We start from the raw sequence: 23834 nt of genomic DNA on the forward strand, positions 1-23834 counted from the left end.
AGATGAAGGAGCGGATTAGCCTGGAACATGGTGAAGGCGGGGAATTAACCCATCGCCTGATCCGGGAACTTTTTGTGGAACATTTTGGACATCACGACCAGGCAAGACTGGATGCTGCGCTGTTAACGCTTCCTGCGGGCAAGATTGCCTATACAACCGATACGTTTGTGGTGAGCCCTCCGTTTTTTCAAGGTGGGAATATTGGAAAGATCGCCGTTGCCGGTACGGTAAACGACCTGGCCGTAAGCGGGGCCCATCCCCTCTATATCACCTGTGGATATATTATTGAGGAAGGATTTCCCCTGGATGCGCTCCGCACCATCGTAGAAACGATGGCAGAAGAGGCGAAGAAGAGCGGAGTTCGCATCGTGGGGGGAGATACCAAAGTGGTGGAGAAGGGAAGCGCCGACGGCATCTTCATCAACACCGCAGGGATCGGAGTGATTCCTCCAGGGGAGGAACTTCATCCTGAAGAAATGGAAGAAGGAGATGCGGTGATCGTTTCAGGAACGGTAGGCGATCATGGGGTGGCCATCCTGGCCGCCCGGGGTGAGTTGGGAATTACAACCGAGATGAAGAGTGATTGCACCTCCCTCTATCCCCTGATTTCTAACGTGCGTAAGGCAAGCCAAGGCATTCGCATGATGCGGGATCCGACCCGGGGAGGGTTAGCCACCACCCTGGTGGAAATCTGCGAGGATTTTCATGTCACCATGGAAATCGAAGAAAATGCCATTCCCGTTAAACGGGAAGTAAGCGGAGCATGCGATATCTTAGGGTTAGATCCCCTCTATCTGGCCAATGAAGGAAAGGTGATCCTCATCGTCCGAAAAGGGGAGGAAGAGAAAGTTCTACAAGCCCTGCGGGAAACGGAGGAAGGAAGGGAGGCTGCCCTCATCGGCCGCGTAACCCGTAGGGGAGAGGGAAAGCTTTTCCTCCGCATGCCGCTCGGATCTACGCGGAGAATCTACCGCCTCTCCGGCATGCAGCTTCCTCGCATTTGTTAAAAAGAAGGAAATCAGCCCCTCCCTGTCGAAGAGGATGAAAATCGGCGAATGATCATTCTTGAAGGAGGGGCTTTTATGTATGCGGGAGAGAAAGTGCGTTTGCGGGCTTACCGAAGGGAAGATCTTCCCCTCGCCCAGCAGTATCTAAACAATTATGAGGTTCGAAAATATTTGGCTCCGGATATTCCCTATCCATATACCTTTGAGGACGAAATCAAATGGTACGAGAGCCAATCGGCCAATCGTGAGATCTATAGTTTTGCCATCGAAACGCTGGAAGAGGAGAGGTATATCGGCAGCTGCGGGATCAACAAGGTGGATTGGAAGAACCGCGTCGCTGAGGTGGGGATTTTTATCGGCGATCCGCACTTTTTGGGGAAAGGATTCGGTACCGATGCCATGAGGGTGTTGATCCGTTTCGCCTTTCGAGAGATGAACATGAACAAAGTATCCCTTACGACCTACTCTTTCAATCAACGGGCGATAAAAAGTTACGAGAAATGCGGGTTTAAGCGGGAGGGGGTTTTGCGCCAAGAGATTTTCCGCAACGGAGCGTATCATGATAAAATCGTGATGGGTTTATTACGGGAAGAATATGAAGGGAGCGTTCAATCATGAAAGTAGCCGTGGCGGTATTGCCCAACGGGATGGTTAATGCCCATTTTGGCCGGGCCAATCGAATCGCTTTCGCGGTGGTTGAGGAAAAAGAAATCAAAGAGTGGACGGAGGAAGAGGCTCCCTTTGCCGCTACGCATGGGGAAGACTCCCACGATCATCATCCCTACGACCATGATGATCATCCCCACGAGCATCAGCATGGTCATGGGCATCATTCTGCCAATCACCAGGAGATCATTAAAAATTACCTGGTGGATCACGGCGTTGATCTCCTCTTGGTCGATCATGCAGGCCCGGGTCTAAAGAGGGTTCTCCAGGAAACGAAGATTAAAGTGGTGACGGGAGCTCGGGGAAGAGCGAGGGAGGTCGTGCAAGCCGTCATCGATCAGGGATTTACCGAATAAACTCTTTGTGACTGTTCAATTTCCGCAGTTCAGGATAAAATAAGAGGTAGAAAGGAGAGTGACCGCCTTGTCTTTATCCGACGAGCTGATGAATGTAGCTCCCATCCATTTTAGCGGAGTAGAAGAGGAGAGCGAACAGCAGGAGATCATCGAAGCCCTGATGGAAGTAGAAGATCCCGAAATCGGGATGGACATTATAAATCTCGGTCTTGTGTATGAGATCCATGTGGATGAGGAAAAAAGGGTGAGAATTCTCATGACCCTCACCGCGATTGGTTGCCCCCTGGCCGGAACCATCTCCGAAGATGTAAAAAAAGCGCTCATGAAATTAGGCCGGTATAGCGATGTCTTCGTGGAGTTGGTTTGGAATCCTCCCTGGGATAAAGAAAGAATGTCCAATATGGCCAAGATGATGTTGGGCATTCGCTAAATCTAAAAAGACTCCCCTCCAATCAAGAAGGCGGGAGTCTTTTTGTTTTCTTTATCTACCCCTGGATTCCCCGTCTTACTCCGCCCTTTCCTTTCATCTGAATCAAAGGATTGGCTGCTCCGGCTTTCCTCTTTTTTCTTTTCACGGAGGCGGGTTTCACGGAGACCTTCTTCTTTTTCTTTCGTTTTTTCGTATAGCGGGCAGGGACCGGTTCCTCTTTCTGCTCATCCTGCTTTACGTTGGGGGGATTCTCCGTTTGGTTCTCCCCTCCCTCTCCATCCCCTTCTTCTGCAGGAGCCAATAAAGAAAGGAGAGAATTCACATCAACATTTTTCATGATCTGATTTAAATTTCCGGCGATGGTTCCCAGTTGGTTAATGGTTTGGGCGATCTTCTGAATGTTGGACAAGGTGGTACGGAATGTATTGAACCCGTTTATCACTTTTCCGATATCGACCGATCTCAAAAGATTAAAGAGATCGCCGAGACCCGCATTGCCCGCACCTGGTGCGGAAGGTGCCCCAAAACCGGGTAATCCTGGAGTTCCACCAGGTGATGTCCCGAAATTAAATAATCCTCCCGGTTTACCTGGAGATCCCATTCCCGGGAATCCACCGCCAGGTTTCGAGCCGAACAATCCACCCCCTTGGGGAGGGAGGGCCTGTGGGCGGTTAAAGCCGGGAAACCCACCCGGAAGCCCACCTAAGCCTGGATATCCGCCGGCTCGGCCTGGACCTAGAGGGGGATTGTTTTTCGGCATGAGAAAGTTAAGCAAGCCTCCAAGAAAATTATTGCCAGGCATCGTTTTCCTCCTCATTCTCCATCACGTATTCAGGATGCCAGCCTGGTATGGGGCGATGGAAGATGCGCTGTCCCTGAATCGTTTCCTACTTAATTACTTTATGCAGGGAAAATAGGACCTGTACGCCCAAGTCGGTTTCTTTTCGCCTAACTCTGTTCTATTTGTCCCAAAGAGGAATAAAATGGGGAAGAGGAGAAGGGATGGAGGCTTGATGATGAAAAAGAGGATTCCCTTTTTTCTGGCGCTTGCCGTTTTAAGCAACGCATATCTCATCTTTCTCATCCTAAAACCTGCATGGGAACAGATTCGGCACCAGGTGGAAGAATCGGGCGCTCTTTTTGCCACGGTCAGCGAACCGCTTTACCACGATTATTATTTCGACTATCGGTATGAAGGGGTGAGAGAGGAGAGGGATTGGAATGTGGAGGTGTATCAAGAGGTGAAGGTCCTCCTCGATGAAAATGGGAAAAAAATCGCCGAAATCCCCACGGGGAAGATGGAATATATTCGGATTTACCGTGATAGGTCCATTTCTCCGCCGTTATCATAGAAGGTGATGCAATAAAACCTTATCGGTAATTTACGATCTTTTAGTAAACCAAAAAATATTAATTTATAGTTGACAAAATAACTCCCATCCCGTAGGCTGGTAGTAAAGAATCCTTTCCAAAGGATTCTTTACAAAGACTCGGGAGGAGAGGGTTGTCGTGCGTTTTCGGACCGTTGAGATGGCCTACGTGGCTTTATTCGTCGCTTTATCGGTAGTGAGCATTTACCTGGTGCGAATTCTTCCCCCTGTGATGGTCCTGGGGGTAAGCGTGCCGATCAGTCTTATGCCCATGATCTCCGCATTGGCGGGAGCTCTCCTGGGTGGGCGCCTGGGCGTTATGGCCATGTTTCTCTATCTACTTCTTGGCCTGATAGGGCTCCCTGTGTATGCGGAGGGGACAGGTGGTTTGATTTACATCGTCAGCCCCACCTTCGGTTTCATTCTCGGTTATCTCTTGTCTGCCTATGTGAGCGCTTGGTTGGTCCGTCGGAAGAAAAGCCTTTTCCGCTTTCAGCTCGGGATGGTGGTCTCCCTGCTTCCCCTGTACGCGGTAGGAATTCTTTATATGTGGGCGATCTTAGGATTTTATCTCCATAAAGAGGCCTCTCTTATCTACATTGCCCTGGGGATGATTCCCTACTTCATCAAGGATGTGGCGGTCAATCTTCTCTTTGCCGTCGTCGCGTATGGGGTGACGAAACGGGTAAATCTCGCCGCTCCACGAGTCGGCTGAATGGGTATGCATATGATGAACGGTATGCATTCAACTCCCAAAACCGATCGGTTGATCCTCTTCGCTTGACACGTTATAATACAAAAAGAGTTTCTGATGGAAGGGTCCTGTTTCCTCTAGAACGGGACCCTTGTGCGTGCCAGGGAAAAGGAGGCCCCCTCATGTTAGAATCCTACATTTCATCAATCTTGGCAGAGAAGCTATCTCTTTCGAAGGAAGAGATTTCATCCCTTTTGGAGATCCCCCCCAATCCCGGCCTGGGAGATCTCGCCTTCCCTGTCTTTTCGTTGGCCAAAATAGAGCGAAAGGCCCCTCATCTTATCGCTAAAGAGGTGGCGGAAAAGATGACGGGGGGACCCGTTCGGGCAGTCGCCACGGGGGGATATGTGAACTTTTTTTTCGACCGCTCCTTCTTCGCGGTAAAAGCGCTGGAAGAAGCGATGAAGCCTGATTTCGGCAAAGAAGATCTAGGGAAAGGAAAACGTGTCATCATCGACATGTCCTCTCCCAATATCGCAAAGCCCTTCGGCATCGGCCACCTTCGTTCCACCATGATCGGAAACGCCTTGTATCATGCCTATAAGGCGCTCGGATATGATGCGGTACGGGTAAATCACCTGGGGGATTGGGGCACCCAGTTCGGCAAGCAGATCGTGGCCTATAAGCGCTGGGGAGATGAAGTGAAGATCGCCCAAAATCCCATCAAATCTTACTTGGAGCTTTATGTCCGCTTCCATGAAGAGGCGGAAAATAATCCGGAACTGGAAGAAGAGGCGAGAGCCTGGTTTAAGAAATTGGAAGATGGGGATGAGGAAGCCCGATCCTTATGGCAGAGATTCATTCAGGAGAGCCTAAAAGAGTTTAAACGCATGTATGAACGGTTGCATGTCGATTTTGACTATTATATGGGGGAGAGTTTCTACAACGACAAGATGGATGCCGTCGTCCGGGAGCTTAGAGAGAAGGGACTCCTCGAAGAAAGCGAGGGGGCGCAGGTGGTATCCCTGGATGACCGTGATATGCCCCCCTGCATCATCCTGAAGTCGGATGGCAGTACCATCTACGCAACCCGTGATCTGGCGACCGCCATCTATCGCCATGATGTGTTGAAGGGAGACCTCCTCCTCTATGTGGTGGGAGCGGAACAGTCCCTTCATTTCAAACAAGTTTTTGCCGTGTTGGAGAAGATGGGCCGGGAGTGGGCGAAGGTTTGCATCCATGTTCCCTTTGGCTTGATGCGTTTTGCCGGAAAGAAGATGTCTACCCGGAAGGGAAGGGTGGTCTTCTTGGAGGAGGTTCTGGATGAGGCGGTAGAACGGGCACGGGAAATCATTGAAGAGAAGAATCCCTCCCTTCCCGATAAAGAGAGGGTGGCCGAAGCGGTGGGAATCGGTGCCATTATCTTTGGGGATCTGAAGAATAACCGCATCCACGAGGTCGATTTCTCCCTGGAGGAGGCGTTAAATTTTGATGGAGAGACGGGCCCCTATGTCCAATATACGTACGCCCGGACGCAAAGCGTGCTGGAGAAGGCCGGGGAAGTCCCCACAGGGATTACGGAGGGAAAGAGCCTGACCCGGGATGTAGCGTGGGAATTATTGAAAGAAATTCTTGGGTTTCCCAAGGCATTAAAACTTACCGTGGAACGAAACGAACCTTCGGTGCTTGCCCGTTACCTCCTGAATCTAGCGAAAGTATATAATCGTTTTTATCACCAGGAAAGAATCCTTTCGGAAGAAGAGGAGGAACGGAAGGTGAAATTGGCCCTGACCCAAATAACAGGAAGGATTTTAAAAGAATCTTTGGAGATTTTGGGCCTGCAAACCCCTAGCAAAATCTAAACCATTCATGTAAAAAAACCTTCAATCCTTTTTCCCGGTTCTCCCTATTGACCCCGGAAGGGAAAAGTGGTTCTATTGTATTTGTAATGCTTTTTAAGATGTTTCTACATGGAGGTGAGCCGGGTTGAAACGGATCAAGATGTACATTAAGAAGGAGATCCAGACCCCTTTTTACGTGGCGGAGATTGAGAAAAAAAGGGAAAAGTTCCTTCAGGAGGGGTATGAATCGGTATTTGATGATGCAATGGCGATGGGGCTTACCTTGGATGTGAAGGATCGGGTGGAGCTTCTAAAAGAAGTAGAAAGCGTCACACATCTCCATGTGTCCGGCATCGATTACTTCTTTAATCAGGATCTGGATGCCTATTGGGAGGAAACGGCTCAATTGATCGAAGAACGTTTAAAAGATTAATGGGATAAATGAATGAAATAGAAGAGACGAGTACTTGTAGGGAGACCTTCCCCGTCAAGGGGAAGGCCTTTTAGTGTATCAAGGGAAAGGGCTCTTTTCTCTTATCCCTACAACCGGTGGAGCAAGGTTCTTAAACTATGAAGAAAATCGAGGATCTCCCGCATTATGAGGCTTAAAATCAAGATGAGTCCAAGGAAATTAACCCATTTAATGTATTGCTCTTTCTCGATGAGGGTTAAGATGGTATCCATTACCGTGATGAGAAGAATCACCGCCACTATCAAGAGAAGTTGATCGATGAATCCCCAATAGGATTGCAAGGGTCTCCCCCCTCTTCCTCGCCTCTTTCTCCTATCTATTCCCGAAATTCCTGATTTATACCTCTTTGTTCCATTTCCCCTTTAAAAAAGCGATGGTGGAGGAAAGTTTGCGGAAGGCTATCTCTTCTCCCCAGATTCTGATAAGATAGTGAAAAAGAATTCGTTAGGTTGGAGAGAAAATGGAAAAAGAACAATCCCTTAATTATATGTGGGCATTCGCTTATTACCTTATCAAACATAAAGATTTCTCACTTCTTTCCATGCCGGAGATTGGTGAAGGGGATGAACATGCCGGAGAGAGCATTCATCTATTTCGAAAAGCGGGTCAGGATCTCCGATATATCCGCTTAAGTCTTGCCGATTTTGTCTGGAGTTCAGTGGTAGAACGAAGCATTAAAGAAAGCGTCGCGTTTGCCGAATGGCTTCGAAAAAACCTTCACACCTCCCGAATTACCGCCCTCAACCTTTACTTTTTTCCCAAGACGCCCATGGAAGATGTACAGCACAGGATAGATGAACTGGAGCGGGTGCGGATCGGCGAGAACACCTTTCTTCAATCGGTGGCGATCGATCTGGAGGCTTTGGAACCAATCCAGCAAAAAACCGATTATTCTCCTTTTCGTTTATCCCAAGAAGAAATAAAGGCTTTTTTGCAGATCGAACCTGCAGAAAGTGTTGCATATAAACGGTCACTCTTTGAAGAAGAGCAGAAGGAACGGGGAAATATAAGAAAGATCTTCTTTCACTCTCAACCTCTCTGGACCTATGTTTTGGTTGCAATCAATCTCCTCGTTTTTTTGTGGCTTACGGTGAACGGGGGGAGTCAAAATCCGGAAACCCTCATCCGCTTCGGAGCGAAATATAATCCGGCGATCAAAGCGGGTGAGTGGTGGCGTCTCATCACATCGATCTTCCTGCACTCCGGTTTTTTCCATGTGGCTTTAAACAGCATCGCCCTTTACTATTTAGGCTTGTTGGTGGAGAGGATGTATGGGCGGGCGAGATTTCTCCTCATCTATTTTATGGCGGGACTCTTAGGGGCCGTAGCCAGTTTTCTCTATAGCGATACCGTATCCGTAGGCTCATCCGGAGCCATTTACGGCCTCTTCGGGGCACTTCTCTTTTTCGGGATGCGAAGAAGGGATCTTTTCTTCCGCAGTTTTGGCAAGGATCTTCTTTTCATCATCGGATTAAATTTATTGATCAGCCTTCTCGTTCCTTCCATTGACCTGTACGCCCATTTAGGAGGTTTGGTGGGAGGATTCCTGGCAGCAGGGGGGACGGGCTTTCCGCAAGCGCCTAAAAGGGGTTGGCAGCAGATCTTTCTCTTCGCTCTCCTCATATTCCTCATCGGATACGGCATCAGGATCGGATTTGAATAACGCATCCATTGCCTCACATGCGGACTCATCGAAGGTGAGACTCGCTTCATGAAGATGGCGGAAAAAACGGAAGTCTAGGTTCTTCCTTTTTTGTCTAGACTAAAATGGTGTAAACCATTCGGTCTTTCGGGGGGAGAACATGTTCCGATTAGGGATCATGACAGGCGTCCTGCTTATGCTGTTTGCCTTAAAAGAGGGAAGGGTTTCCATTTTTCTCTTGGGTTTAAGTTTAGTGTTTTCTTTTCTCGTGCTCCTGCTGGTAAAACAAATCGGATGGGCAGAGGGGGGCCTTCTTCCGGTGGAATCGAAAAAAATCCGTATATTGAAGCGGGAATGGCGGAAATCGGAAGAACTTATTCTCATGGCCAAGGATTGGATCGACCGATTCGCAGAGCGCTTTACTCGGATGGTGAAAAGCCCTGTTCTCCTCACCCCTGCAGGTGAATGGTTTGAATGGGAGGTGCCTGGAGAAGAAGGGGAGGATCACCTTCTCGACTTACATCTCTTGCTGGAGGATAAGGGAATCCACCTCTCCCTTCCTTTATTAAGGGTGCTGATAAACCGGCGGATCTTGGAAACTCGGTGGGCTCGCATCGAACTCATATGGAATAGCTACGGAATAACCCCTCCCACGATCGATCAAGTGATGGCGATGGCGATGGAACGGGGCAGGGTGGACGTAAGGGAGGAATTATGGACTCCCTATACCCTCTTTTATACGTTGAAAAGGAAGTATAAAGAGAAAGAATTGCGCCGATATTTCCTGGGATGGAAAGAAGATCCTCTGGCGGCGGTGGCGAAAAAAATGAATGAAATGGAGGAGAAGGAGGAACGAAAGCGGAGAATGAGCCGCTTAGAGCTCTTCTTATCCGGCAAGGAAGGGGGCTTTCACCTTGATCGGTTTGACCAGCAGGGAGACCCTCTCCTCTTCTCCCATGAAGTGGAGGCATTACTGCTCCAGATGGGGTACCGTAAAATTCCGACGGAGGAAGAGAAGGGATTCTGTGTAGAACGAAGCGGGGTACGCTACTTGGTGCTTCCTCTATGGTGTCCGGAAGGGGGGCGGGTGAACCGGGATGGGATTCTGGAGGCGCATGCCCTCCGTTCCATGGCGAAAGCCCATACCACGATGGTGGTCACCAATCGTGGTTTTGTCCCTGCCGCATCCTCCCTTGCTTCACGGTTAGGGGTGATTCTGGTAGACCGAGAACGACTGCAAGACTGGCTATATCGCAATCAGGAGTGGGAGGGACTCCCCTCACCGCCGGGGTAAGATCAAAGTCAACATATGTCATTCTCTTTCCCCTTTTCAAATAGAATAGCGGTGAGGGGGAGAGAAGATGCCAAACAGGCTTATGGTAGGTTGTTTTTTTCTTTTCATCTTCTCCGGTTATGTGGTTTTTCAGTGGATGTCGAACGAGGCTTCCCCCATCTACGCCGTTTCCCGCTGGATTGTGGCGATGGAGACGGGGGATTATTCAACGGCGCGGGACTTAAGCCTGTGGAACGGCAGGAGTCCAACCCTGAAAGAGATGGAGACCCTATCCCGTTCGCTACAGGCGTATCCCGTATGGAAAGAAAAAATTTACCGTCAGCTTGAAAAAGAAGCCTACTTGCTTTCCAGAGGAGAGGAGGCTTACTTTCGTTGGTTTCAGGTGATTCGTCCCCCTTTCTCCCTGCAGATGAAGGTGAAAATTCCCGCCCTGTATCTTCAGGCGGAAGGAGAAGATTGGCAAAATACCCGTCTTACCTTTCTCTTGGAGTCCGGGGATTCCAGCCAAGAACTCCCCTCTTTCCCCAACGGAAAAGTGTATGGCCCCTTACTTCCCGTTCAGCAACAGATCAAGATGGAAGAGAGGAGCAAATGGGGCCTCCTCTCCGAGATACGGCATCTTGGTTATGAACAGATGTGGGGAGAGAACCTCCTCTCTCTCCTTCCGGTTACCCCTGTTTCTTCTTTTGTGGTGAAGACGGATCAAAAAGGGGCCGTTCTTTTTGTTGACGGCAAAAAGGCGGGCCAGGTCAAGGGAGCTTTGGAGGTGGGTCCCCTTCCATATGAACCTCACCTTCTCGAATTGCGGAAGGAATATCCTTGGGGAAAGGTCCAAAGTTCCCCTCACCTGATTCGTCCCGGGGAAAAAGAGATCTTCCTTACCTTTGATCCCATCATCCGTTCCTTACGAGACATCCTGGGGAAGACGATCAGAGATTATTTAGATGGCTGGATGAAAGCTGCCGGCGAAGGGAACCCGGCTTTCCTGAAAAGAACGGAAGAGGGTTTTCGCCACATCATAGGGGAGGAGATTGTGGCTGCAAAACCGAATCGGCTGGAAGGAGAATTTATCCAGATCATCCTTTATCCCGCCTCCATTACGTTGTCGGAAAGGGATGGAGGGGAGTATGGGGCGACGGTGGCGGGGATGGAAGAATACGAAGAACCCCGCTGGGTTTCACCTGAAGGGAAACTGGTGAAAGCTCTTCCGGAACGGTCAGGTTGGAACTACTTCCTTCGCTATACTCCAGCCACTGGGTGGCAAGTGGTAGATACCGCCCCCCTTTCCGAGGATGAGAAAAAACAATGGACCTCCGTGAATAGGGAAAAAGGAGATCTGCTCTTCTTCCACTCCCTTTCCTATCTTAACCTCGGTACCGATGCAGGTTATCCCCCTTTTGAGAGCTGGCAGGAAGGGATGATGGCGGGATTTGATGTAGAATTTTTGGAACGCCTCGCATTACGAACTGGTATTCGCATAAAGCTAACGGATACAGCCTACCACCGCATCCTGGAAGAGATGAGGACAGGAGGAATGGATGGGGTGATTGCCGGGATTGAACGGAGCAGTTTAAAGGGGGAAAAGGAGTTTCTCGTCTCTCTGCCTTACCTCACGTTGGAGGAAAAAGCACTCATTTCCAATCCGGCCTTTAAGGACCCCGATGGGGAGAAAAAGGTGAAAAGCATCGGCTTGCTGGAAGATTCCCCCTCCATCCCTTTTGTAGAGAAATGGGGGAAGGAGAAAAAAGGGAGAAGATGGGTAACCTACCCTTCCATAGAGGAGGGGATAAAAGGGCTCCAAGAGGGAAAGATTGATCTCCTCCTTACGGATCCGGACCTCCTTCTTCCGGAGGAAAAGGGCTATGGAGAGATCTATTCCTGGCAGGAGCTTCCGAAGAAAGAATATGTAATCCTACTTCGCCCAGGTTTGGAAGAGATCCTTAGTTTGCTCAATCAGGGGATTGAAGAGGTGAAGAGGGAAACTTCTACCAATTCGTTCCTTAAAATGAAGTATTTTCGGCCGCAATCTGTACCAACTTCTGTGGAAAAATGAATAGGTCTTTCGACCGGCTCAAGCGGCTAGCCTTCCTATTCACTTTATGATAAGATAAAAAATAGTAGATTGGAGATGGCAGGTTCTGACTCGGAGGGATGAAGATGTCGTCCTTTACTAATGTGGAGAATGAAAAAGCTCTGGCTTTGTTAAAGAAAGATGCGGAGAAGATTGAACAGCTGATACGGGTTCAGATGGAGAACTTAACTATGCCCCAATGTCCGCTCTATGAAGAGGTTTTAGATACTCAGATGTTTGGATTATCCCGGGAGGTTGATTTTGCCGTCCGCCTAGGGCTCATTAGTAAAGAGACGGGGAAAGAGATTCTGGATCTAGTGGAACAGGAACTAACCCAGCTTTATGAGGCTTACGAGCAGATGAAGACGAAACAGAAAGGATAAAGGTAGAACGGTTGGCGAACCTGACAGCGAGCGGAGGCACGCGGAAGTGTGCCTTTTTTGTGTCTCAATTTTATCCGAAACATGCCTTCATTCAAAGAGCTTGAACAAAGCTTTTTTTTGCGAAAGGAGATCGGCACTCGCTCATTTAGCTCCTTCATTTTGTGATTCCTCAAGAGGAAATAAGCTTTTGGGGAAAATATACCTTATGGCTTCACTCCTGAAGAAGTTTTCAAGGTTGACCACTTGACTACTTCTTATATGGGGTGAAGTTTATTTTTCTTATTTACTTTTCAGGTTTCTTTCATTTTTGTTTAATTGTTCTTTCTTAACATGATAACTGTAAAGAAAATCTTCCATGAGGGGAGTGGTAATCATGCGCAAGTTGGCCTCGTTTTTTATGGTTTTCGGGCTGGTATTCGGGATCTATGGAAGCGCTTTCGCCGATGTCGCTAACGAACTGGAAATTTATAAGGACATTTCCGATTCTCCTGCCAAAGTAGAGATTACGAAACTGCAGGCATTAGGGATTATCCCTGTGATTGAAGGACAAGAAAATTTTGAGCCCACCGCGGAATTGGACCGGCAAACCTTGGGTAACTGGTTGGCAAAAGCCGCGGGATTGAAAGGGCACACGGATCAACCCACTCCAGAAGAGTATGCCGCAGAAGCTGTTGAAAATGGTCTTATTGAGAGTGTAAACGGAGTTGCTACTTACAAAGATGTCGTCACAGGTCTTTTAAAAGTTATCGGTGTCAAAGAGATTACTGCTCCAGCTGAACAAGCGGTTGAGTTGGGAGCCATCGGAGAGCAATGGGATAAGCCGGTTGATCGTGGTATGAAAGCAAACCGTCAAGATGCCGCCATACTGTTCAATCTTTTTTTAAAGTCCAAAGGCCCCGAGGGGAAGTCGATCCTTGATCTTCTCGGTGTTAAGGAAGGTCCGGTGGGAATCGTCGATGATGTTATTGAAGAAATGGTAACCGTCGACGGTAAAAATACGAAAAATTTTTTTGTTACGATCAACGGTACGAAATACCCATTCTTCAATGAGGGAAAAATTGCTTTATTTAGATCTATTTTGGATGCTAAAGGGAATCAAGTCGTTCAATCCTATGTAAAAAAGATTGAAGAAAAAGGAAAACCGGCACAGGAGATGCTGATCTTTATTCAAGGTGATGGATCAGCTGCAGGCACTGCTGCAAAAGGATCGGCTACTGAAAAAGTTTCAAATTCATCTGATACTGAAACGACTTCTAACCAGTTAACGGGCTCTACCGGTACCGAATCGGATCAAGCCGCAAGTACTGATACAGAAGCAGAGGGAGTAGGAGGGTCTGGCATTCCTCTTGGAACGTTCTGGACGATTGCAGTTCTCTTAATGATGGTGGTAGGTTTTTGGATTTATCTTAACGGGCACAAAAAAATGGCTTGAAAGGGGGAGCGGTGATGAGTAGAAAAATTATACCAATACTATTCTTTTCCTTCCTATTCATCTTTTCGTTCTTCACTGCAGGAACCGTTACAGCACTTGCTCACGGAGGAGAAAAAACGGAATTTAATGCGTTAAACAACATTAAGCAGTCCATTGTTGCTCTCGATCAACGTCAGCCGAACATGGGTGTGATTGACCAAAAACTCGGTGAAGTGATCGATAATGCAAATGAGGTTCGCGGTGTAGATCTGGAGAAGGTGAAAGAGGCCAGAGCTCTTGTTATGGGTGGAAAATATGAAGAGGCGAAGGCACTTCTCTTTGCAGCGATTGGTGAAGATCCGAACGGTAATGATCCTAAACTAGGAAGCCCGTACTTAGGGTATAAAAAGGAATTTGAAGGCTCCATTCCGCTTTATCTGCTGCTTCTAAGCGGTGTCATTTTTGTCATCATTGGTGGACTGCTCATTAACCAATCAAAAAGGATGGTGTGATGAAGATGAGCCAAACTGTAGTTCGTGGCCTCAAAAACAGTCCAGAAACGCAAAAAAAGAAACGAACGATCTATGAAATCCTTGATGAACGATATGGTTTTGAGGCGTTAAACTATGAGGTGCCTCCACATGCGAATACTGTACTCTTTACCTTAGGCGGAATTACGCTTGCCAGTTTATTAGTGACACTTGCTTCCGGTTTCCTGCTGGGTTTTTGGTATTTGCCTTTCCCGGAAGAGGCCAATTTAAGTATTCGCACCATTATGGAAAAAGCCTTTTTGGGATCCGTGATCCGGGGGATTCACTTTTGGGGGGCTCAAATTACCATAGCCGGTCTTGTGCTTCATATCTTGCGCGTACTCTTCTTTGGGTCATATAAACGTCCTAGAGAAGGGAATTGGATCGTCGGGGTGCTGTTGTTCGTAACGATGATTGGACTCTATTTCACCGGTACGGTTTTAAAGTATGACCAAGAGGGGTACGAAGCGTTGGCCCATGCGAAGGAAATTGCCGGTACCTTAGGTTTTGGAACGTTTTTCAATACGGAATATGTACCTACCACCATTCGGATCTTTCTTACTCATGTAAGTATTTTACCGGTCATCCTATTGGTGCTCTTGTTCATTCACATCCTCCTGATTAAACGCTTGAAGATTTCTCCACTGCCATGGTCTAAAGCGGAGGCGAATGGTTCCAAAGAGGGTGGTACACAAGGGAAACCTCAGGTGAAACAGGGTCATAAGCGGCACTCCTTTTTCCACCATATTCGCGCATTGATCGGCTGGGGATATGTCGTTTTGGGAATTACTTTGATTTTAGGAATTATAGCACCTCCCGGCATCGGGCCATCTCCTCTCGATGGGATTGAAGTGACAAAGCCCGTTTGGCCCTTTCTATGGTTATATTCCGTTGAAGAATGGTTTGGGGTGAATGGGGCATGGATCGCTGGCGGTTTAACTGTGGCCGGATTATTGGCCATACCGTTTATTGACTATGCGAAGGAGCAGGCCTTTGGCAAGCGTAAATTTGTTCTAATTCTCTCCACGGTTGTTGTCCTTACTTTCTTAGTGCTGACCGTGTATGCCTATTTCTCAACGCCGGTCGTTCACTTAAATATGTAGCGAGTCGTTTATATGATATATTCTAGGCCAAAATCCCCTCTCTGGGTAGATGATAATCGTCTCGGTAGAGGGGATTTTTCTTTTCCGCTAAACGGAGCTCATTCCCTTTTGAATTCTTACGATTTTTTCATATTCATTTCAGTTTGCTTTCAGTTTCCATGGTTAACATAACAGCAGGTAAAGTCGTTTTCAATAAAAACGAGGAGGATTTAAAATGAGCCAAAAAGCGAAAGATCCGGTTTGCGGCATGGATGTGGAAGTGGAGGGAAATGAGTTACAGATCACTTATGGTGGGAACACGTATTATTTTTGCTCAAAGATCTGTATGGAGAAGTTTGAAAAGGAGCCTGGCTCCTATGTGAAATCCGGTCATGACTGCTGCGATAAACAGGACGGGCATCATGCTCATGGCGAGCATGGTAGCCACCATCATCACCATAAAGGTCACTCGTGTTGACGGAAAGTATAAAGCGACGTTAGGTTTAGAACGGAGATCTATTTCTTATCGGCACATAAAAAGGATTAAGACAAAAAGGGGAGAAATCCCCCTTTTTTTTGTGAACATCTTGTTTGAATCCACATCGGGACGGTTGGAGTAAACAAAGGATGGAATGTTAGAAAAACTGGATTGTGACCGCATTGTTTTGTTTATCAAATGGATGATGGACAAGGCTTGACTCCTATAATTAAAAAACTTCTTCTTGCATTACACCGATCTTCATGACAAAATGACTATTGAGGAGACTTTTTTCGTTTACTTTTTCCATGGAGGAGAGGAGGAGAAAAAGAAAACGGTTTATTGTTTTTTATTTTATTACATACCTACACTTGAGGGATTTGAGGTGAAAAAATGAATTGGTCGATTACCCGAAAGGTATATCTCCTTATTTCAACGATGATGCTCCTGGTCATTATAGGGAGCGGTGTTGCGATTTATAACTTTATCAGCATATCTTCCCATGTATCGGAGCAAGTAAACATTCGCCAAGCGATCATGGTGCAGGTAATCGTTCTTATTTCAGAAGCGATTTTGGTTGGAGTGATCGGTTTTGTCATCCACCGCATTATTACTCTTCCCATAAAGAGAATGTCTTTTCATGTGAAGGAAGTTGCGTCGGGAAATTTGGCGGTTCAGCCGCTGGTGGCCAAAACCCATGACGAATTGGGGGATTTGACTCGCAATCTAAATAAGATGGTGGAAGATTTCAATGCATTGATTCTAGATATGCGGGGGACGGCGATCAAAGTCTCCGATGCCGCCCACGACCTTTCCACCAGCGCAGAGGAAAGCGCGAAGGCGGCGGAACAGATGGCCCAGGCGACCCAACAGGTGGCCCAGGGAGCAGAAACTCAGGAAAAGAGTGTTCAGGAGTCCATGGCAGAAATTGAAGAGGTTGCAAAGGGAATGGAAAATATTCGCCAAGCCAGCGATGAGATGGCCCGTCTCTCCGAAGAAACCAAAAAAGTAGCCTTGGAAGGGAAAAAACATATCGAAGCGATTCGAGGGCAGATGAATCGAATCGATCAGAGTGTACAGCAGATCGCAGGTCGCATTCAGGGACTCGGCGAACGGTCCCAAGCGATCGGCCAGATCGTCTCGATCATTACCGACATCGCCAGCCAAACCAACCTCCTTGCTTTAAATGCGGCCATCGAGGCGGCCAGAGCAGGTGAACATGGTCGTGGTTTTGCCGTGGTGGCGGAAGAGGTACGTAAACTGGCGGAACAATCGGAGCAATCTGCCCGGGAGATTACCCAGCTGATCAGTCAAATTCAAGAGGAGACGGAAGCGGCGGTCCATTCGATGCAGGAGGGAACCACCGAGGTGAAGAATGGGGTATTGAAAGCGGAGGAAGTGGACAAATCTTTCAGTATCGTCCAATCTTCGGTGGATCAAGTGGCGAAGAACATCGTTGAAATCGCTGCCGTGATTCATCAAGTGGCGTCCGGAAATCAGCATGTGGTTGAAGAGATGAATAAGGTAAGCCAAATCGCCATCCAGCTTGCCAGCAGTGCACAGGAAAGCTCCGCTGCCAGTGAGGAACAATTGGCCACCATGGAAGAGATTGCATCCTCGGCGGCCGCCTTAGCAAAAATGGCTGAAGAGGTCCAAAACTCGATCCGGCATTTTAAGCTGGAGGAGTAATCCTTTACGGAATAGAAAATTGATGTTTTTAACGGACAAGTTAAAAGAGGAACCGTCCTTTGAATTCGTGAAATGAAAAACCCGCCTTTCGCAGTGCGGGTTTTTTTATGCAAATAATCCATGGTGTTTCGGTTCTAATACAGAGAAGTATGCGTTTTTATACGAAGAAGAAAGCCGTCCCCAAGATCGCATAGACAGCCAGAAGAAGAACTCCTTCAAACCAGTTGGTCTCTCCATCCCGGGAGATGGAAGAGGCGATGAAGACCGCCACACCGATCGCTCCCAATTCCACCGGCATAAAAAGAAGATCCATGGGTTTGCCGAAGAGGAGACTGATGAGAACGAGGAGGGGCGCAACAAAGAGGGCGATCTGAAGGCTGGAACCGATGGCGATCTCCACGGAGGCTCCGATGCGGTTTTTCATCGCCAAGGTGATGGCTGCGGCGTGTTCGGCGGCGTTACCTACGATGGCGATGAGGAATGCCCCGATGAACAACTCCGACCAACCCAGCTGGAGCGCTACATCTTCTACCGTGGAGACGATCCATTCACTAACGATCGCCACGCCGATGGTGGCCAGTGCCAGCATGAGAATCGATACGCCTTTTCCCCACATGGGTTCCCCTTGCTCCGACTCCTCTTCGGACAGATGAACCTTATGTGTAATCATGGAGAAAATGAGCCAAAGGAGATAAACCAGGATGAGGAGGACAGCGGTGACAAGGCTTAGGTTCATCTCATCCTTTCCGGAAAAAACCCCAAAAAAGATGGCTGGAATAAAAAGGGCAATCACTCCTAGGAGCATCAAGGTAGCGTTATGTCCTGCGATTCGTACATTAAACGTCTGAAATGGATACTTGACCCCTCCCATCAAAACGCTTAAACCCAATACCAAAAGAAGGTTTCCAATGATCGATCCGGTGATGGAGGCTTTCACCATCGTAAAAAGTCCTTCCTTGATGAGAAAGATCGAGATGATCAGCTCCGCAGCATTGCCGAAGGTGGCATTCAAGAAGCCACCGATGCGCTGGCCTGCGTAGTGGGCTACGGATTCCGTTGCTTTACCCAGGAGGCTGGCCATCATAAGCAGGGAGAGGATGCTGCTTCCAAAGCGGAGATAGAGGTGTGCCGGGCTAAAATGGAGCGCCAAGGCGAAAAGGAAAGTAACCAGGATGATTCCGTAATAGAGAGGACGTTTCATACTTCCCTTCCTTTCGAACATTTTCTTCCAATTAGTCTATCGGATCTATGGGAAAAAGTCTAGTGATATCCCTTGAAATAGAACATATGTTCCTATATACTAAAAGAAAGTCCTGTCCTAAGGAGGAGTTGCCATGAATCCATCCGATTTCTTTCAGGAGGGAGTTGCCTTTCTACCCAGCAATGAACCGGGGCTGGGGGAGATGCTTCGCATCCATGGAAAGAATGGGGAAGTTCACCTGGAACGGATTAGCGTGCGCACCTACCTTAACCATTTGGCCCGCCATTTCGGTGCAGATATCTCCTCATTGCGGCATCAATATGGCCAAATTTTATCCAAGAAACAAATGCTCCCTCTAACCCTTGCTCCCCAATGGACTCTGATGCCCGTCACGGTACGCATCCCGGTGGGAAAACAGTCTTCTTATGGCTGGGTTGTCGCCCGTTCGATCGAAGAGGTGAAAGGGGAGGGCAAAGAATTGACCCTCTTTCTAAAGGGGAATCATCAGATTCGTGTCTTACATTCGGAAAATGAATTACACAGGATTCTCCGCAATGTTCAGTTGGTGGAACTTCATTATCAGATCACCCATCAACCTCCGGAATGGGTAAAGGAGAAGAAAGAAAGTTACTTCCACCTTTTTTAAACTATGCATTTACCCCATAAAACCTACCGCTTTTTAACAGGATAAAGCATCAAATCTTCCTTTCTTTTCCCGTTTTACTGTACGAAGGGGTGCGATTCATCCTGTTTTTCGTCTCATATTTCTGCAGATTCCCCTTTAAAAGCGAACGTGTGATTCTATAGCCATTCCATTACATTATACATGCGCGCGGATAAAGGGGACCGGTCCCTTTATGTTTAGAAAGGGGATCGTTGTATGAAAAAAATTGGAAGTATGGAGACCGGGCATGATGAGAGGGAAGGGGCAAAAGAAGCATTTGAAGTGATTTTTAAGGCATATCAGCCGCTTTTGCGCCACCTGGTACATCGCATCTCTTACCTGGGAGAGTGGGAGGAGGCCATGTCGATTGCCTCGATTGCCCTCTACGATGCTTATCTTCGGTTCGATCCGAAAAAAGGAAGTTTCGGTGCCTTTGCTAAGCGGTACGTGCGAGGAAGGCTCCTGCATTACGTCGGTAAGGAGAAAAAATACAGGGAGCGGCAACAATGGACAGGAAAATCCCGGGAGGAGGACGGCGAGGGGCGGAAGATCGAGAACCTGGTTCAAGAAAATCCCATCCCCGCAGCAGAGTTATCCTTGGATATTAAGAAAGCACTTCATTCCCTTACCGAGAAGGAGCGCCGATGCATCGTAGCCATCTATGTGGAAGGCCTCCCTTTAGCTCGAGTGGCCGAGAGGGAAGGAGTTAGCCACGCTACGGTATCGACCTGGAAAATGAGGGGCCTTTCCAAACTAAAAAAAGAACTTTTTCCTCGTCATGATTTTTAGGGGGTGAAAGGTATATATGAGGTGTCCCCACCGGAATGAGAAAAGGAATGGGGAACTTCGATTCCCCTCGCTTAATTAATCCTCTCTACCCCCTCATCACATTCAGGTTGATCTGTTATTCTCTAAGACCCTCGATGGATGAGGGGGTTTTTATCTCCCCCGTGAGAGGTGAGAAGAGGATGGACAGAAAGGGTTTGATTGATGAAGGAAAGGAGGCTTGGACATGAGTGAGTGGACTTCTCTTTTGGCAAACCTTGGTTTTCCCATTGTGGTAACCTTTTATCTCTTGACGAGGATTGAGGGAAAACTTCAATCTTTAGACGAGACCATTCGCCAGTTAAGCCAAACCATTCATCAGATGAAGGGATAAGCATGGTTTGCATGTAAGGCATAGATCAGAAGCGGGGAGGAATAATGAAAAAAGAGCTCCATCCCTGTTATTTTATCATGATGTCAAGAGGTGAAGCGCATGAGAGTGGCCTTTGTGGGGATCCGTAAAGATAAAGATGGTCGGATTACCCATTTTCTCACCGATCAAGGAAATGTCATCTCTTTTAAAGAGGCGGAACGTCTGGTCCGGGAAGGATATGTCGATTCCTTGACAGAGATTCATGAAGACGGAAGCTGGAAGATGGATCTTCCCACGGCAAGGGAGGAAGGGAATAATCTCGATGATTTGCCCGAATTTTGACGAATGGAGAACATTTCAGAAGAGATGGAAGGAATTCCGGGACTTTTCTTGAAGATATGATAGAAAGAGGTTGAAGATCTGAGAACGGCAGGTTAGACTGATAGTGGTAAGAGGATTAAAGGCAGGAATGGAGGAAAGAAGGAATGGCGGAAAAAGGAGATTACGGATCGATTCGAATCGCCGATGAGGTGGTGGCTGTGATCGCTGGGATTGCTGCCAGCGACACGCCTGGCATTGCCTCCATGTCGGGGGGAATAACCGAGGGGCTGGCCAACCGTCTGATGGGAAAGAACATCCGTAAAGGCGTAAAGGTAGAGGTTGGGGAAGAGGAGGCAGTGATTCAACTAAAGGTAATCGTCGAGTACGGGACGAAGATTGATGAGGTTTGCCGTACTTTACAGCATAATGTGAAAGATGCGGTTGAATCGATGACCGGGCTTAACGTGGTAGAGGTAAACGTTTTGGTGGAAGGAGTGGAGTTTCCGGAGGCACCCGTCCCGGCAGAAGAGGGGGAGGAGGGAATACGCCTCAAATAAGCTCTAACGAGATCCGAAGGAAGGCATAGGGATGAACCCTATGCCTTATTATATCGTTGATGTGGGAGTAAGCCTTCTTTTGCCGATTTTTCCCTTTCGGTCTTCGAAACTTCCCTGGAGATGGAAAGGACGATGCCGATGGAAAGGAGGGTAATGAGCAAGGAAGAACCCCCATAGCTGATGAGGGGGAGGGGGACGCCGGTAATGGGGATGCTCCCCGTTACCCCTCCGATATTGATCAGAACCTGGATTGCAATTCCGCTGACCACCCCCACACCTACGAGGTTTGCAAAGAGATCCTTCGCCTTTAAGGAGAGAAGCAGCGCTCTCCAAAGGAGGCCGATGTAGAGAAGGAGGAAGATCAATATGCCGATAAACCCCAATTCTTCCGCAATGATGGAAAAGATAAAATCGGTCTGGGGATACGGGAGGTAATGAAACTTTTGGATACTTTGCCCCAGTCCCACCCCAAATAAACGCCCATGACCTATGGCATAAAGGGATTGAATCAGGTGGTAGCCGGAATCACTCGGATCCTGCCAGGGATTTAAGAAGCTGGTAAAGCGTCGTATTCGATGATCTCCAGTAAAGATATAGATAAGCAAGAGAGGAGCTGCCGCTAAAAAGAAGATCATAAGATGGTGGACGCGAACTCCACCGGTAAACATCACCATGACCGCGGTACCGAGAAGAAGAGCGGCCGTGCCGAAATCATTCTGGAGAAGAATAACTCCTGCAAAAAGTGCTGTCATGATGATGAGGGGAAGAAACCCTCGACGGAAGTCTCGTATTTTTTCTCCCTTTTTACTAATCATCGCAGCCAGATAGAGAATAAGCCCCACCTTCGCAAATTCGGCAGGTTGGATCGTCATGCTCCCCAAATCGATCCATCCCCTAGCACCATTTCTCACCGTTCCCAAACCGGGAATAAAAACGGTAAAAAGAAAGAGAAGGGAGCCGATTCCAAACAGGGCATAAAGGCGTTTATAAAACGTATAGGGAAGATTCATGGCGATGAACATTCCCAAAAGCCCAATCCCTGCCCAAAGGAGCTGTTTTTTTGTAAAATAGAGGGGATCTCCATGATCGGTGTATGAGATGATCTGGCTGGAGCTAAAAACCATGAGAACGCCAAATCCAACCAAAAGAAGGGTAAGGAAGAGGAGAAGGAAATCTGGGGTGCCGCGGATGCGTTCCATGGGAATCCCGTCCTTTCTATATGCCATTATAGACGAGCAGGAGAGAATTGACCAGAACCTCTTTGAATGGATATTGCCACCAGGGTATAGATAGGGTAAGGTTATAGTAAGATAAGGGGGTGAATGGATGAAGCTTTATCTCCAGAACCCATATTTGCGGCAATTTACCGCCCAGGTCCTTGATACTCTGGATTGGAAAGGGAAAACCGCCCTCATTCTTGATCGAACCGCTTTTTACCCTACGGGAGGGGGACAGCCCCATGATACCGGCGTTCTAGGGGATTATCCTGTTGTGGAAGTGGAAGAACACGAGGGGAGGATTCTTCATCTCATTGAAGGAGAGTATCGGGGAGAGAAGAGGCTCGCAGGCATGATTAATTGGGAGCGACGATTTGACCACATGCAGCAGCATGCAGGGCAACATCTCCTCTCCGCGGTTTTAAAGAAAATGTACGGGATAGAAACGCACGCCTTTCATCTGGGTAGAGAGGAGAGCACCATCGATATTTCCCCATTTCACCCCTTTCCCATTCATGAAGTAGAGGAAAAAATCTATGGCATCGTTCTTGAAAATTGCTCCATTGAGACCCACTACCTCCCAAGGGAGGAGGTTGATCCGCGGATCCTTGATGAGACGAAGAGCCTCGCCTCCTATATTCGTTTTGTCGAGATCGAGGGTTTTGAGGGGATCGCTTGCCAGGGGACTCATCCTTCCCGGACCGGGGAGATTGGATTGGTGAAGATTATCGGAGTTGAAAGCGATAAAGAGAATCTTCGTCTCACCTTTTTGGCTGGAATGCGGGCGCTCAGGAGATTTCAAGGGGACATGGAGCATCTGAACCAAGCCCTCCGCCTCCTTAAGACGAACCGGATCGATTTTTCAAAGCGGATGATAGAGATCAAAGAGAAACAAGAGAGTTTAAAGCGAAAAAACCGTCTTCTCACCCAAGAGAAATTGGAATGGGAAAAAAGGTGGAGGATGCGGGAAGCCCTCAGCCTCGGGGGAGTTACGATCCACTTTCAATTTTGGGAAGAACGCTCTTTTCAAGAGCTTAAGGAATTGGCCAAAATCATCATCGAAGAACCGGGCCAGTTGGTGCTCTTCGCCACCTTAACTCCTGCAGGACAAGCCATCGCTGCCTGTTCACAAAATATTCCATACTCTATGGTAGACATCGTGAAGAAGTTATTTCCAGATGGGAAGGGAGGAGGGAGTCGCGTCTTTGCCCAAATGGAAGGAAAACGGGAGCATCTCCTAGAACGGTGGGAAACGGTGTATCATGATTTAAAGAATGAATTGCTTTCTAAAGGGTAGGATACATCTTGAAGGAGGTGTAA

General features: G+C 48.0%; 27 protein-coding genes. 23 read left to right on the plus strand and 4 right to left on the minus strand.

The window, feature by feature from the left end; translation table 11 throughout:
• Nucleotides 1–2 precede the first annotated feature (2 nt).
• The 4 genes from hypE to THEAE_RS0105450 all read left to right on the plus strand — a co-directional run bounded on the left by hypE (nt 3) and on the right by THEAE_RS0105450 (nt 2459).
• Nucleotides 3–1007 carry a hydrogenase expression/formation protein HypE gene (gene hypE / locus THEAE_RS0105435; RefSeq protein ID WP_005587583.1) on the plus strand — a complete coding sequence of 335 codons (1005 nt, stop codon included), beginning with the start codon at nt 3–5 and terminating at the stop codon, nt 1005–1007.
• Nucleotides 1008–1082: 75 nt separating this feature from the next.
• Entirely contained in the window at nt 1083–1625 is a 543-nt protein-coding gene (locus tag THEAE_RS0105440; protein ID WP_028986759.1) for a GNAT family N-acetyltransferase, read from the plus strand.
• On the plus strand, nt 1622–2029 hold the full coding sequence (locus THEAE_RS0105445) for a NifB/NifX family molybdenum-iron cluster-binding protein (protein WP_028986760.1): 408 nt from the start codon (nt 1622–1624) through the stop codon (nt 2027–2029). The genes THEAE_RS0105440 and THEAE_RS0105445 overlap by 4 nt, the downstream gene beginning before the upstream one ends.
• A 67-nt stretch (nt 2030–2096) precedes the next feature.
• Nucleotides 2097–2459, plus strand: coding sequence for a metal-sulfur cluster assembly factor (locus THEAE_RS0105450; protein WP_245605528.1), 363 nt, complete (start codon nt 2097–2099; stop codon nt 2457–2459).
• Between the two features lie 55 nt (nt 2460–2514).
• Here THEAE_RS0105450 and THEAE_RS22880 read toward each other — a convergent pair whose 3' ends face one another.
• Nucleotides 2515–3261, minus strand: a complete 747-nt coding sequence (locus tag THEAE_RS22880; RefSeq protein ID WP_156920553.1) for a hypothetical protein — start codon at nt 3259–3261, stop codon at nt 2515–2517.
• A gap of 214 nt (nt 3262–3475) precedes the next feature.
• On the opposite strand from THEAE_RS22880, the gene THEAE_RS0105470 reads away from it, so the two are divergent.
• From THEAE_RS0105470 to THEAE_RS0105485, 4 genes are all read left to right on the plus strand, one after another.
• Nucleotides 3476–3811, plus strand: coding sequence for a hypothetical protein (locus THEAE_RS0105470; protein ID WP_156920554.1), 336 nt, complete (start codon nt 3476–3478; stop codon nt 3809–3811).
• 157 nt (nt 3812–3968) lie between these two features.
• Nucleotides 3969–4544, plus strand: coding sequence for a biotin transporter BioY (locus THEAE_RS20050; RefSeq protein WP_052329773.1), 576 nt, complete (start codon nt 3969–3971; stop codon nt 4542–4544).
• A gap of 161 nt (nt 4545–4705) precedes the next feature.
• Nucleotides 4706–6385 carry an arginine--tRNA ligase gene (argS, locus tag THEAE_RS0105480; protein ID WP_028986765.1) on the plus strand — a complete coding sequence of 560 codons (1680 nt, stop codon included), beginning with the start codon at nt 4706–4708 and terminating at the stop codon, nt 6383–6385.
• A gap of 124 nt (nt 6386–6509) precedes the next feature.
• Nucleotides 6510–6797, plus strand: coding sequence for a hypothetical protein (locus THEAE_RS0105485; protein WP_005587594.1), 288 nt, complete (start codon nt 6510–6512; stop codon nt 6795–6797).
• A 107-nt stretch (nt 6798–6904) separates the two neighbouring features.
• Here THEAE_RS0105485 and THEAE_RS0105490 read toward each other — a convergent pair whose 3' ends face one another.
• Nucleotides 6905–7117, minus strand: coding sequence for a hypothetical protein (locus THEAE_RS0105490; protein ID WP_005587595.1), 213 nt, complete (start codon nt 7115–7117; stop codon nt 6905–6907).
• 179 nt (nt 7118–7296) lie between these two features.
• Between THEAE_RS0105490 and THEAE_RS0105495 the strand changes: the two genes are divergently transcribed.
• The 9 genes from THEAE_RS0105495 to THEAE_RS20055 all read left to right on the plus strand — a co-directional run bounded on the left by THEAE_RS0105495 (nt 7297) and on the right by THEAE_RS20055 (nt 17416).
• Nucleotides 7297–8499: a rhomboid family intramembrane serine protease gene (locus THEAE_RS0105495; RefSeq protein ID WP_052329774.1), complete on the plus strand. Its 1203-nt coding sequence runs from the start codon at nt 7297–7299 to the stop codon at nt 8497–8499.
• A 139-nt stretch (nt 8500–8638) separates the two neighbouring features.
• The gene (locus THEAE_RS0105500) at nt 8639–9772 is read left to right on the plus strand and encodes a restriction endonuclease (protein ID WP_028986767.1); all 1134 of its coding nucleotides are present in this window, start codon (nt 8639–8641) and stop codon (nt 9770–9772) included.
• 67 nt (nt 9773–9839) lie between these two features.
• Nucleotides 9840–11825, plus strand: coding sequence for a substrate-binding periplasmic protein (locus THEAE_RS0105505; RefSeq protein WP_028986768.1), 1986 nt, complete (start codon nt 9840–9842; stop codon nt 11823–11825).
• Nucleotides 11826–11929: 104 nt separating this feature from the next.
• A complete protein-coding gene (locus THEAE_RS0105510) occupies nt 11930–12226 on the plus strand; it encodes an Fpa/YlaN family protein (protein ID WP_028986769.1) in 297 nt (98 codons plus the stop codon).
• A 373-nt stretch (nt 12227–12599) separates the two neighbouring features.
• Complete coding sequence (locus THEAE_RS0105520; protein WP_028986770.1) at nt 12600–13658, plus strand: hypothetical protein; 1059 nt, start codon at nt 12600–12602, stop codon at nt 13656–13658.
• A gap of 14 nt (nt 13659–13672) precedes the next feature.
• Nucleotides 13673–14149, plus strand: coding sequence for a hypothetical protein (locus THEAE_RS0105525; RefSeq protein ID WP_028986771.1), 477 nt, complete (start codon nt 13673–13675; stop codon nt 14147–14149).
• A 5-nt stretch (nt 14150–14154) separates the two neighbouring features.
• Nucleotides 14155–15270 carry a cytochrome b N-terminal domain-containing protein gene (locus tag THEAE_RS0105530; RefSeq protein ID WP_169729960.1) on the plus strand — a complete coding sequence of 372 codons (1116 nt, stop codon included), beginning with the start codon at nt 14155–14157 and terminating at the stop codon, nt 15268–15270.
• A 214-nt stretch (nt 15271–15484) separates the two neighbouring features.
• Entirely contained in the window at nt 15485–15727 is a 243-nt protein-coding gene (locus tag THEAE_RS0105535; protein ID WP_028986773.1) for a YHS domain-containing protein, read from the plus strand.
• 393 nt (nt 15728–16120) lie between these two features.
• The gene (locus tag THEAE_RS20055; protein ID WP_052329778.1) at nt 16121–17416 is read left to right on the plus strand and encodes a methyl-accepting chemotaxis protein; all 1296 of its coding nucleotides are present in this window, start codon (nt 16121–16123) and stop codon (nt 17414–17416) included.
• A gap of 157 nt (nt 17417–17573) precedes the next feature.
• Here THEAE_RS20055 and cax read toward each other — a convergent pair whose 3' ends face one another.
• Nucleotides 17574–18617: a calcium/proton exchanger gene (gene cax / locus THEAE_RS0105550; protein WP_028986774.1), complete on the minus strand. Its 1044-nt coding sequence runs from the start codon at nt 18615–18617 to the stop codon at nt 17574–17576.
• 133 nt (nt 18618–18750) lie between these two features.
• Between cax and THEAE_RS0105555 the strand changes: the two genes are divergently transcribed.
• The 5 genes from THEAE_RS0105555 to THEAE_RS0105580 all read left to right on the plus strand — a co-directional run bounded on the left by THEAE_RS0105555 (nt 18751) and on the right by THEAE_RS0105580 (nt 21297).
• A complete protein-coding gene (locus THEAE_RS0105555) occupies nt 18751–19263 on the plus strand; it encodes a hypothetical protein (protein ID WP_005589106.1) in 513 nt (170 codons plus the stop codon).
• A 234-nt stretch (nt 19264–19497) separates the two neighbouring features.
• Complete coding sequence (locus tag THEAE_RS0105560) at nt 19498–20070, plus strand: sigma-70 family RNA polymerase sigma factor (RefSeq protein ID WP_028986775.1); 573 nt, start codon at nt 19498–19500, stop codon at nt 20068–20070.
• Nucleotides 20071–20293: 223 nt separating this feature from the next.
• Complete coding sequence (locus THEAE_RS22405) at nt 20294–20440, plus strand: YvrJ family protein (protein WP_005589116.1); 147 nt, start codon at nt 20294–20296, stop codon at nt 20438–20440.
• 99 nt (nt 20441–20539) lie between these two features.
• Nucleotides 20540–20761 (plus strand): DUF3892 domain-containing protein, encoded by a 222-nt coding sequence (locus tag THEAE_RS0105575; RefSeq protein ID WP_005589117.1) that lies wholly within the window; start codon nt 20540–20542, stop codon nt 20759–20761.
• A gap of 143 nt (nt 20762–20904) precedes the next feature.
• Nucleotides 20905–21297, plus strand: a complete 393-nt coding sequence (locus THEAE_RS0105580; RefSeq protein ID WP_005589118.1) for an Asp23/Gls24 family envelope stress response protein — start codon at nt 20905–20907, stop codon at nt 21295–21297.
• 38 nt (nt 21298–21335) lie between these two features.
• Here THEAE_RS0105580 and ftsW read toward each other — a convergent pair whose 3' ends face one another.
• Complete coding sequence (ftsW, locus tag THEAE_RS0105585; protein WP_039944823.1) at nt 21336–22496, minus strand: putative lipid II flippase FtsW; 1161 nt, start codon at nt 22494–22496, stop codon at nt 21336–21338.
• Nucleotides 22497–22623: 127 nt separating this feature from the next.
• Here ftsW and THEAE_RS0105590 point away from each other — a divergent pair, with 127 nt between their 5' ends.
• Nucleotides 22624–23811, plus strand: coding sequence for an alanyl-tRNA editing protein (locus THEAE_RS0105590; protein WP_005589123.1), 1188 nt, complete (start codon nt 22624–22626; stop codon nt 23809–23811).
• Nucleotides 23812–23834: the final 23 nt, after the last annotated feature.

The organism is Thermicanus aegyptius DSM 12793, assembly GCF_000510645.1.
GTDB classification, from domain to species: Bacteria; Bacillota; Bacilli; order Thermicanales; family Thermicanaceae; genus Thermicanus; species Thermicanus aegyptius.

Bases quoted from the DNA above. Each gene is read 5' to 3' on its own strand.
- THEAE_RS0105590 (WP_005589123.1), top strand. From the start codon at position 22,624: ATGAAGCTTTATCTCCAGAACCCATATTTGCGGCAATTTACCGCCCAG.
- hypE (WP_005587583.1), top strand. From the start codon at position 3: ATGAAGGAGCGGATTAGCCTGGAACATGGTGAAGGCGGGGAATTAACC.
- THEAE_RS0105440 (WP_028986759.1), top strand. From the start codon at position 1,083: ATGTATGCGGGAGAGAAAGTGCGTTTGCGGGCTTACCGAAGGGAAGAT.
- THEAE_RS22405 (WP_005589116.1), top strand. From the start codon at position 20,294: ATGAGTGAGTGGACTTCTCTTTTGGCAAACCTTGGTTTTCCCATTGTG.
- THEAE_RS0105530 (WP_169729960.1), top strand. From the start codon at position 14,155: ATGAGCCAAACTGTAGTTCGTGGCCTCAAAAACAGTCCAGAAACGCAA.
- THEAE_RS0105535 (WP_028986773.1), top strand. From the start codon at position 15,485: ATGAGCCAAAAAGCGAAAGATCCGGTTTGCGGCATGGATGTGGAAGTG.
- THEAE_RS0105520 (WP_028986770.1), top strand. From the start codon at position 12,600: ATGCGCAAGTTGGCCTCGTTTTTTATGGTTTTCGGGCTGGTATTCGGG.
- cax (WP_028986774.1), bottom strand. From the start codon at position 18,617: ATGAAACGTCCTCTCTATTACGGAATCATCCTGGTTACTTTCCTTTTC.
- argS (WP_028986765.1), top strand. From the start codon at position 4,706: ATGTTAGAATCCTACATTTCATCAATCTTGGCAGAGAAGCTATCTCTT.
- THEAE_RS0105560 (WP_028986775.1), top strand. From the start codon at position 19,498: ATGAAAAAAATTGGAAGTATGGAGACCGGGCATGATGAGAGGGAAGGG.
- THEAE_RS0105505 (WP_028986768.1), top strand. From the start codon at position 9,840: ATGCCAAACAGGCTTATGGTAGGTTGTTTTTTTCTTTTCATCTTCTCC.
- THEAE_RS0105510 (WP_028986769.1), top strand. From the start codon at position 11,930: ATGTCGTCCTTTACTAATGTGGAGAATGAAAAAGCTCTGGCTTTGTTA.
- THEAE_RS0105470 (WP_156920554.1), top strand. From the start codon at position 3,476: ATGAAAAAGAGGATTCCCTTTTTTCTGGCGCTTGCCGTTTTAAGCAAC.
- THEAE_RS0105445 (WP_028986760.1), top strand. From the start codon at position 1,622: ATGAAAGTAGCCGTGGCGGTATTGCCCAACGGGATGGTTAATGCCCAT.
- THEAE_RS0105525 (WP_028986771.1), top strand. From the start codon at position 13,673: ATGAGTAGAAAAATTATACCAATACTATTCTTTTCCTTCCTATTCATC.
- THEAE_RS20055 (WP_052329778.1), top strand. From the start codon at position 16,121: ATGAATTGGTCGATTACCCGAAAGGTATATCTCCTTATTTCAACGATG.
- ftsW (WP_039944823.1), bottom strand. From the start codon at position 22,496: ATGGAACGCATCCGCGGCACCCCAGATTTCCTTCTCCTCTTCCTTACC.
- THEAE_RS0105495 (WP_052329774.1), top strand. From the start codon at position 7,297: ATGGAAAAAGAACAATCCCTTAATTATATGTGGGCATTCGCTTATTAC.
- THEAE_RS0105555 (WP_005589106.1), top strand. From the start codon at position 18,751: ATGAATCCATCCGATTTCTTTCAGGAGGGAGTTGCCTTTCTACCCAGC.
- THEAE_RS0105580 (WP_005589118.1), top strand. From the start codon at position 20,905: ATGGCGGAAAAAGGAGATTACGGATCGATTCGAATCGCCGATGAGGTG.
- THEAE_RS0105500 (WP_028986767.1), top strand. From the start codon at position 8,639: ATGTTCCGATTAGGGATCATGACAGGCGTCCTGCTTATGCTGTTTGCC.
- THEAE_RS0105575 (WP_005589117.1), top strand. From the start codon at position 20,540: ATGAGAGTGGCCTTTGTGGGGATCCGTAAAGATAAAGATGGTCGGATT.
- THEAE_RS22880 (WP_156920553.1), bottom strand. From the start codon at position 3,261: ATGCCTGGCAATAATTTTCTTGGAGGCTTGCTTAACTTTCTCATGCCG.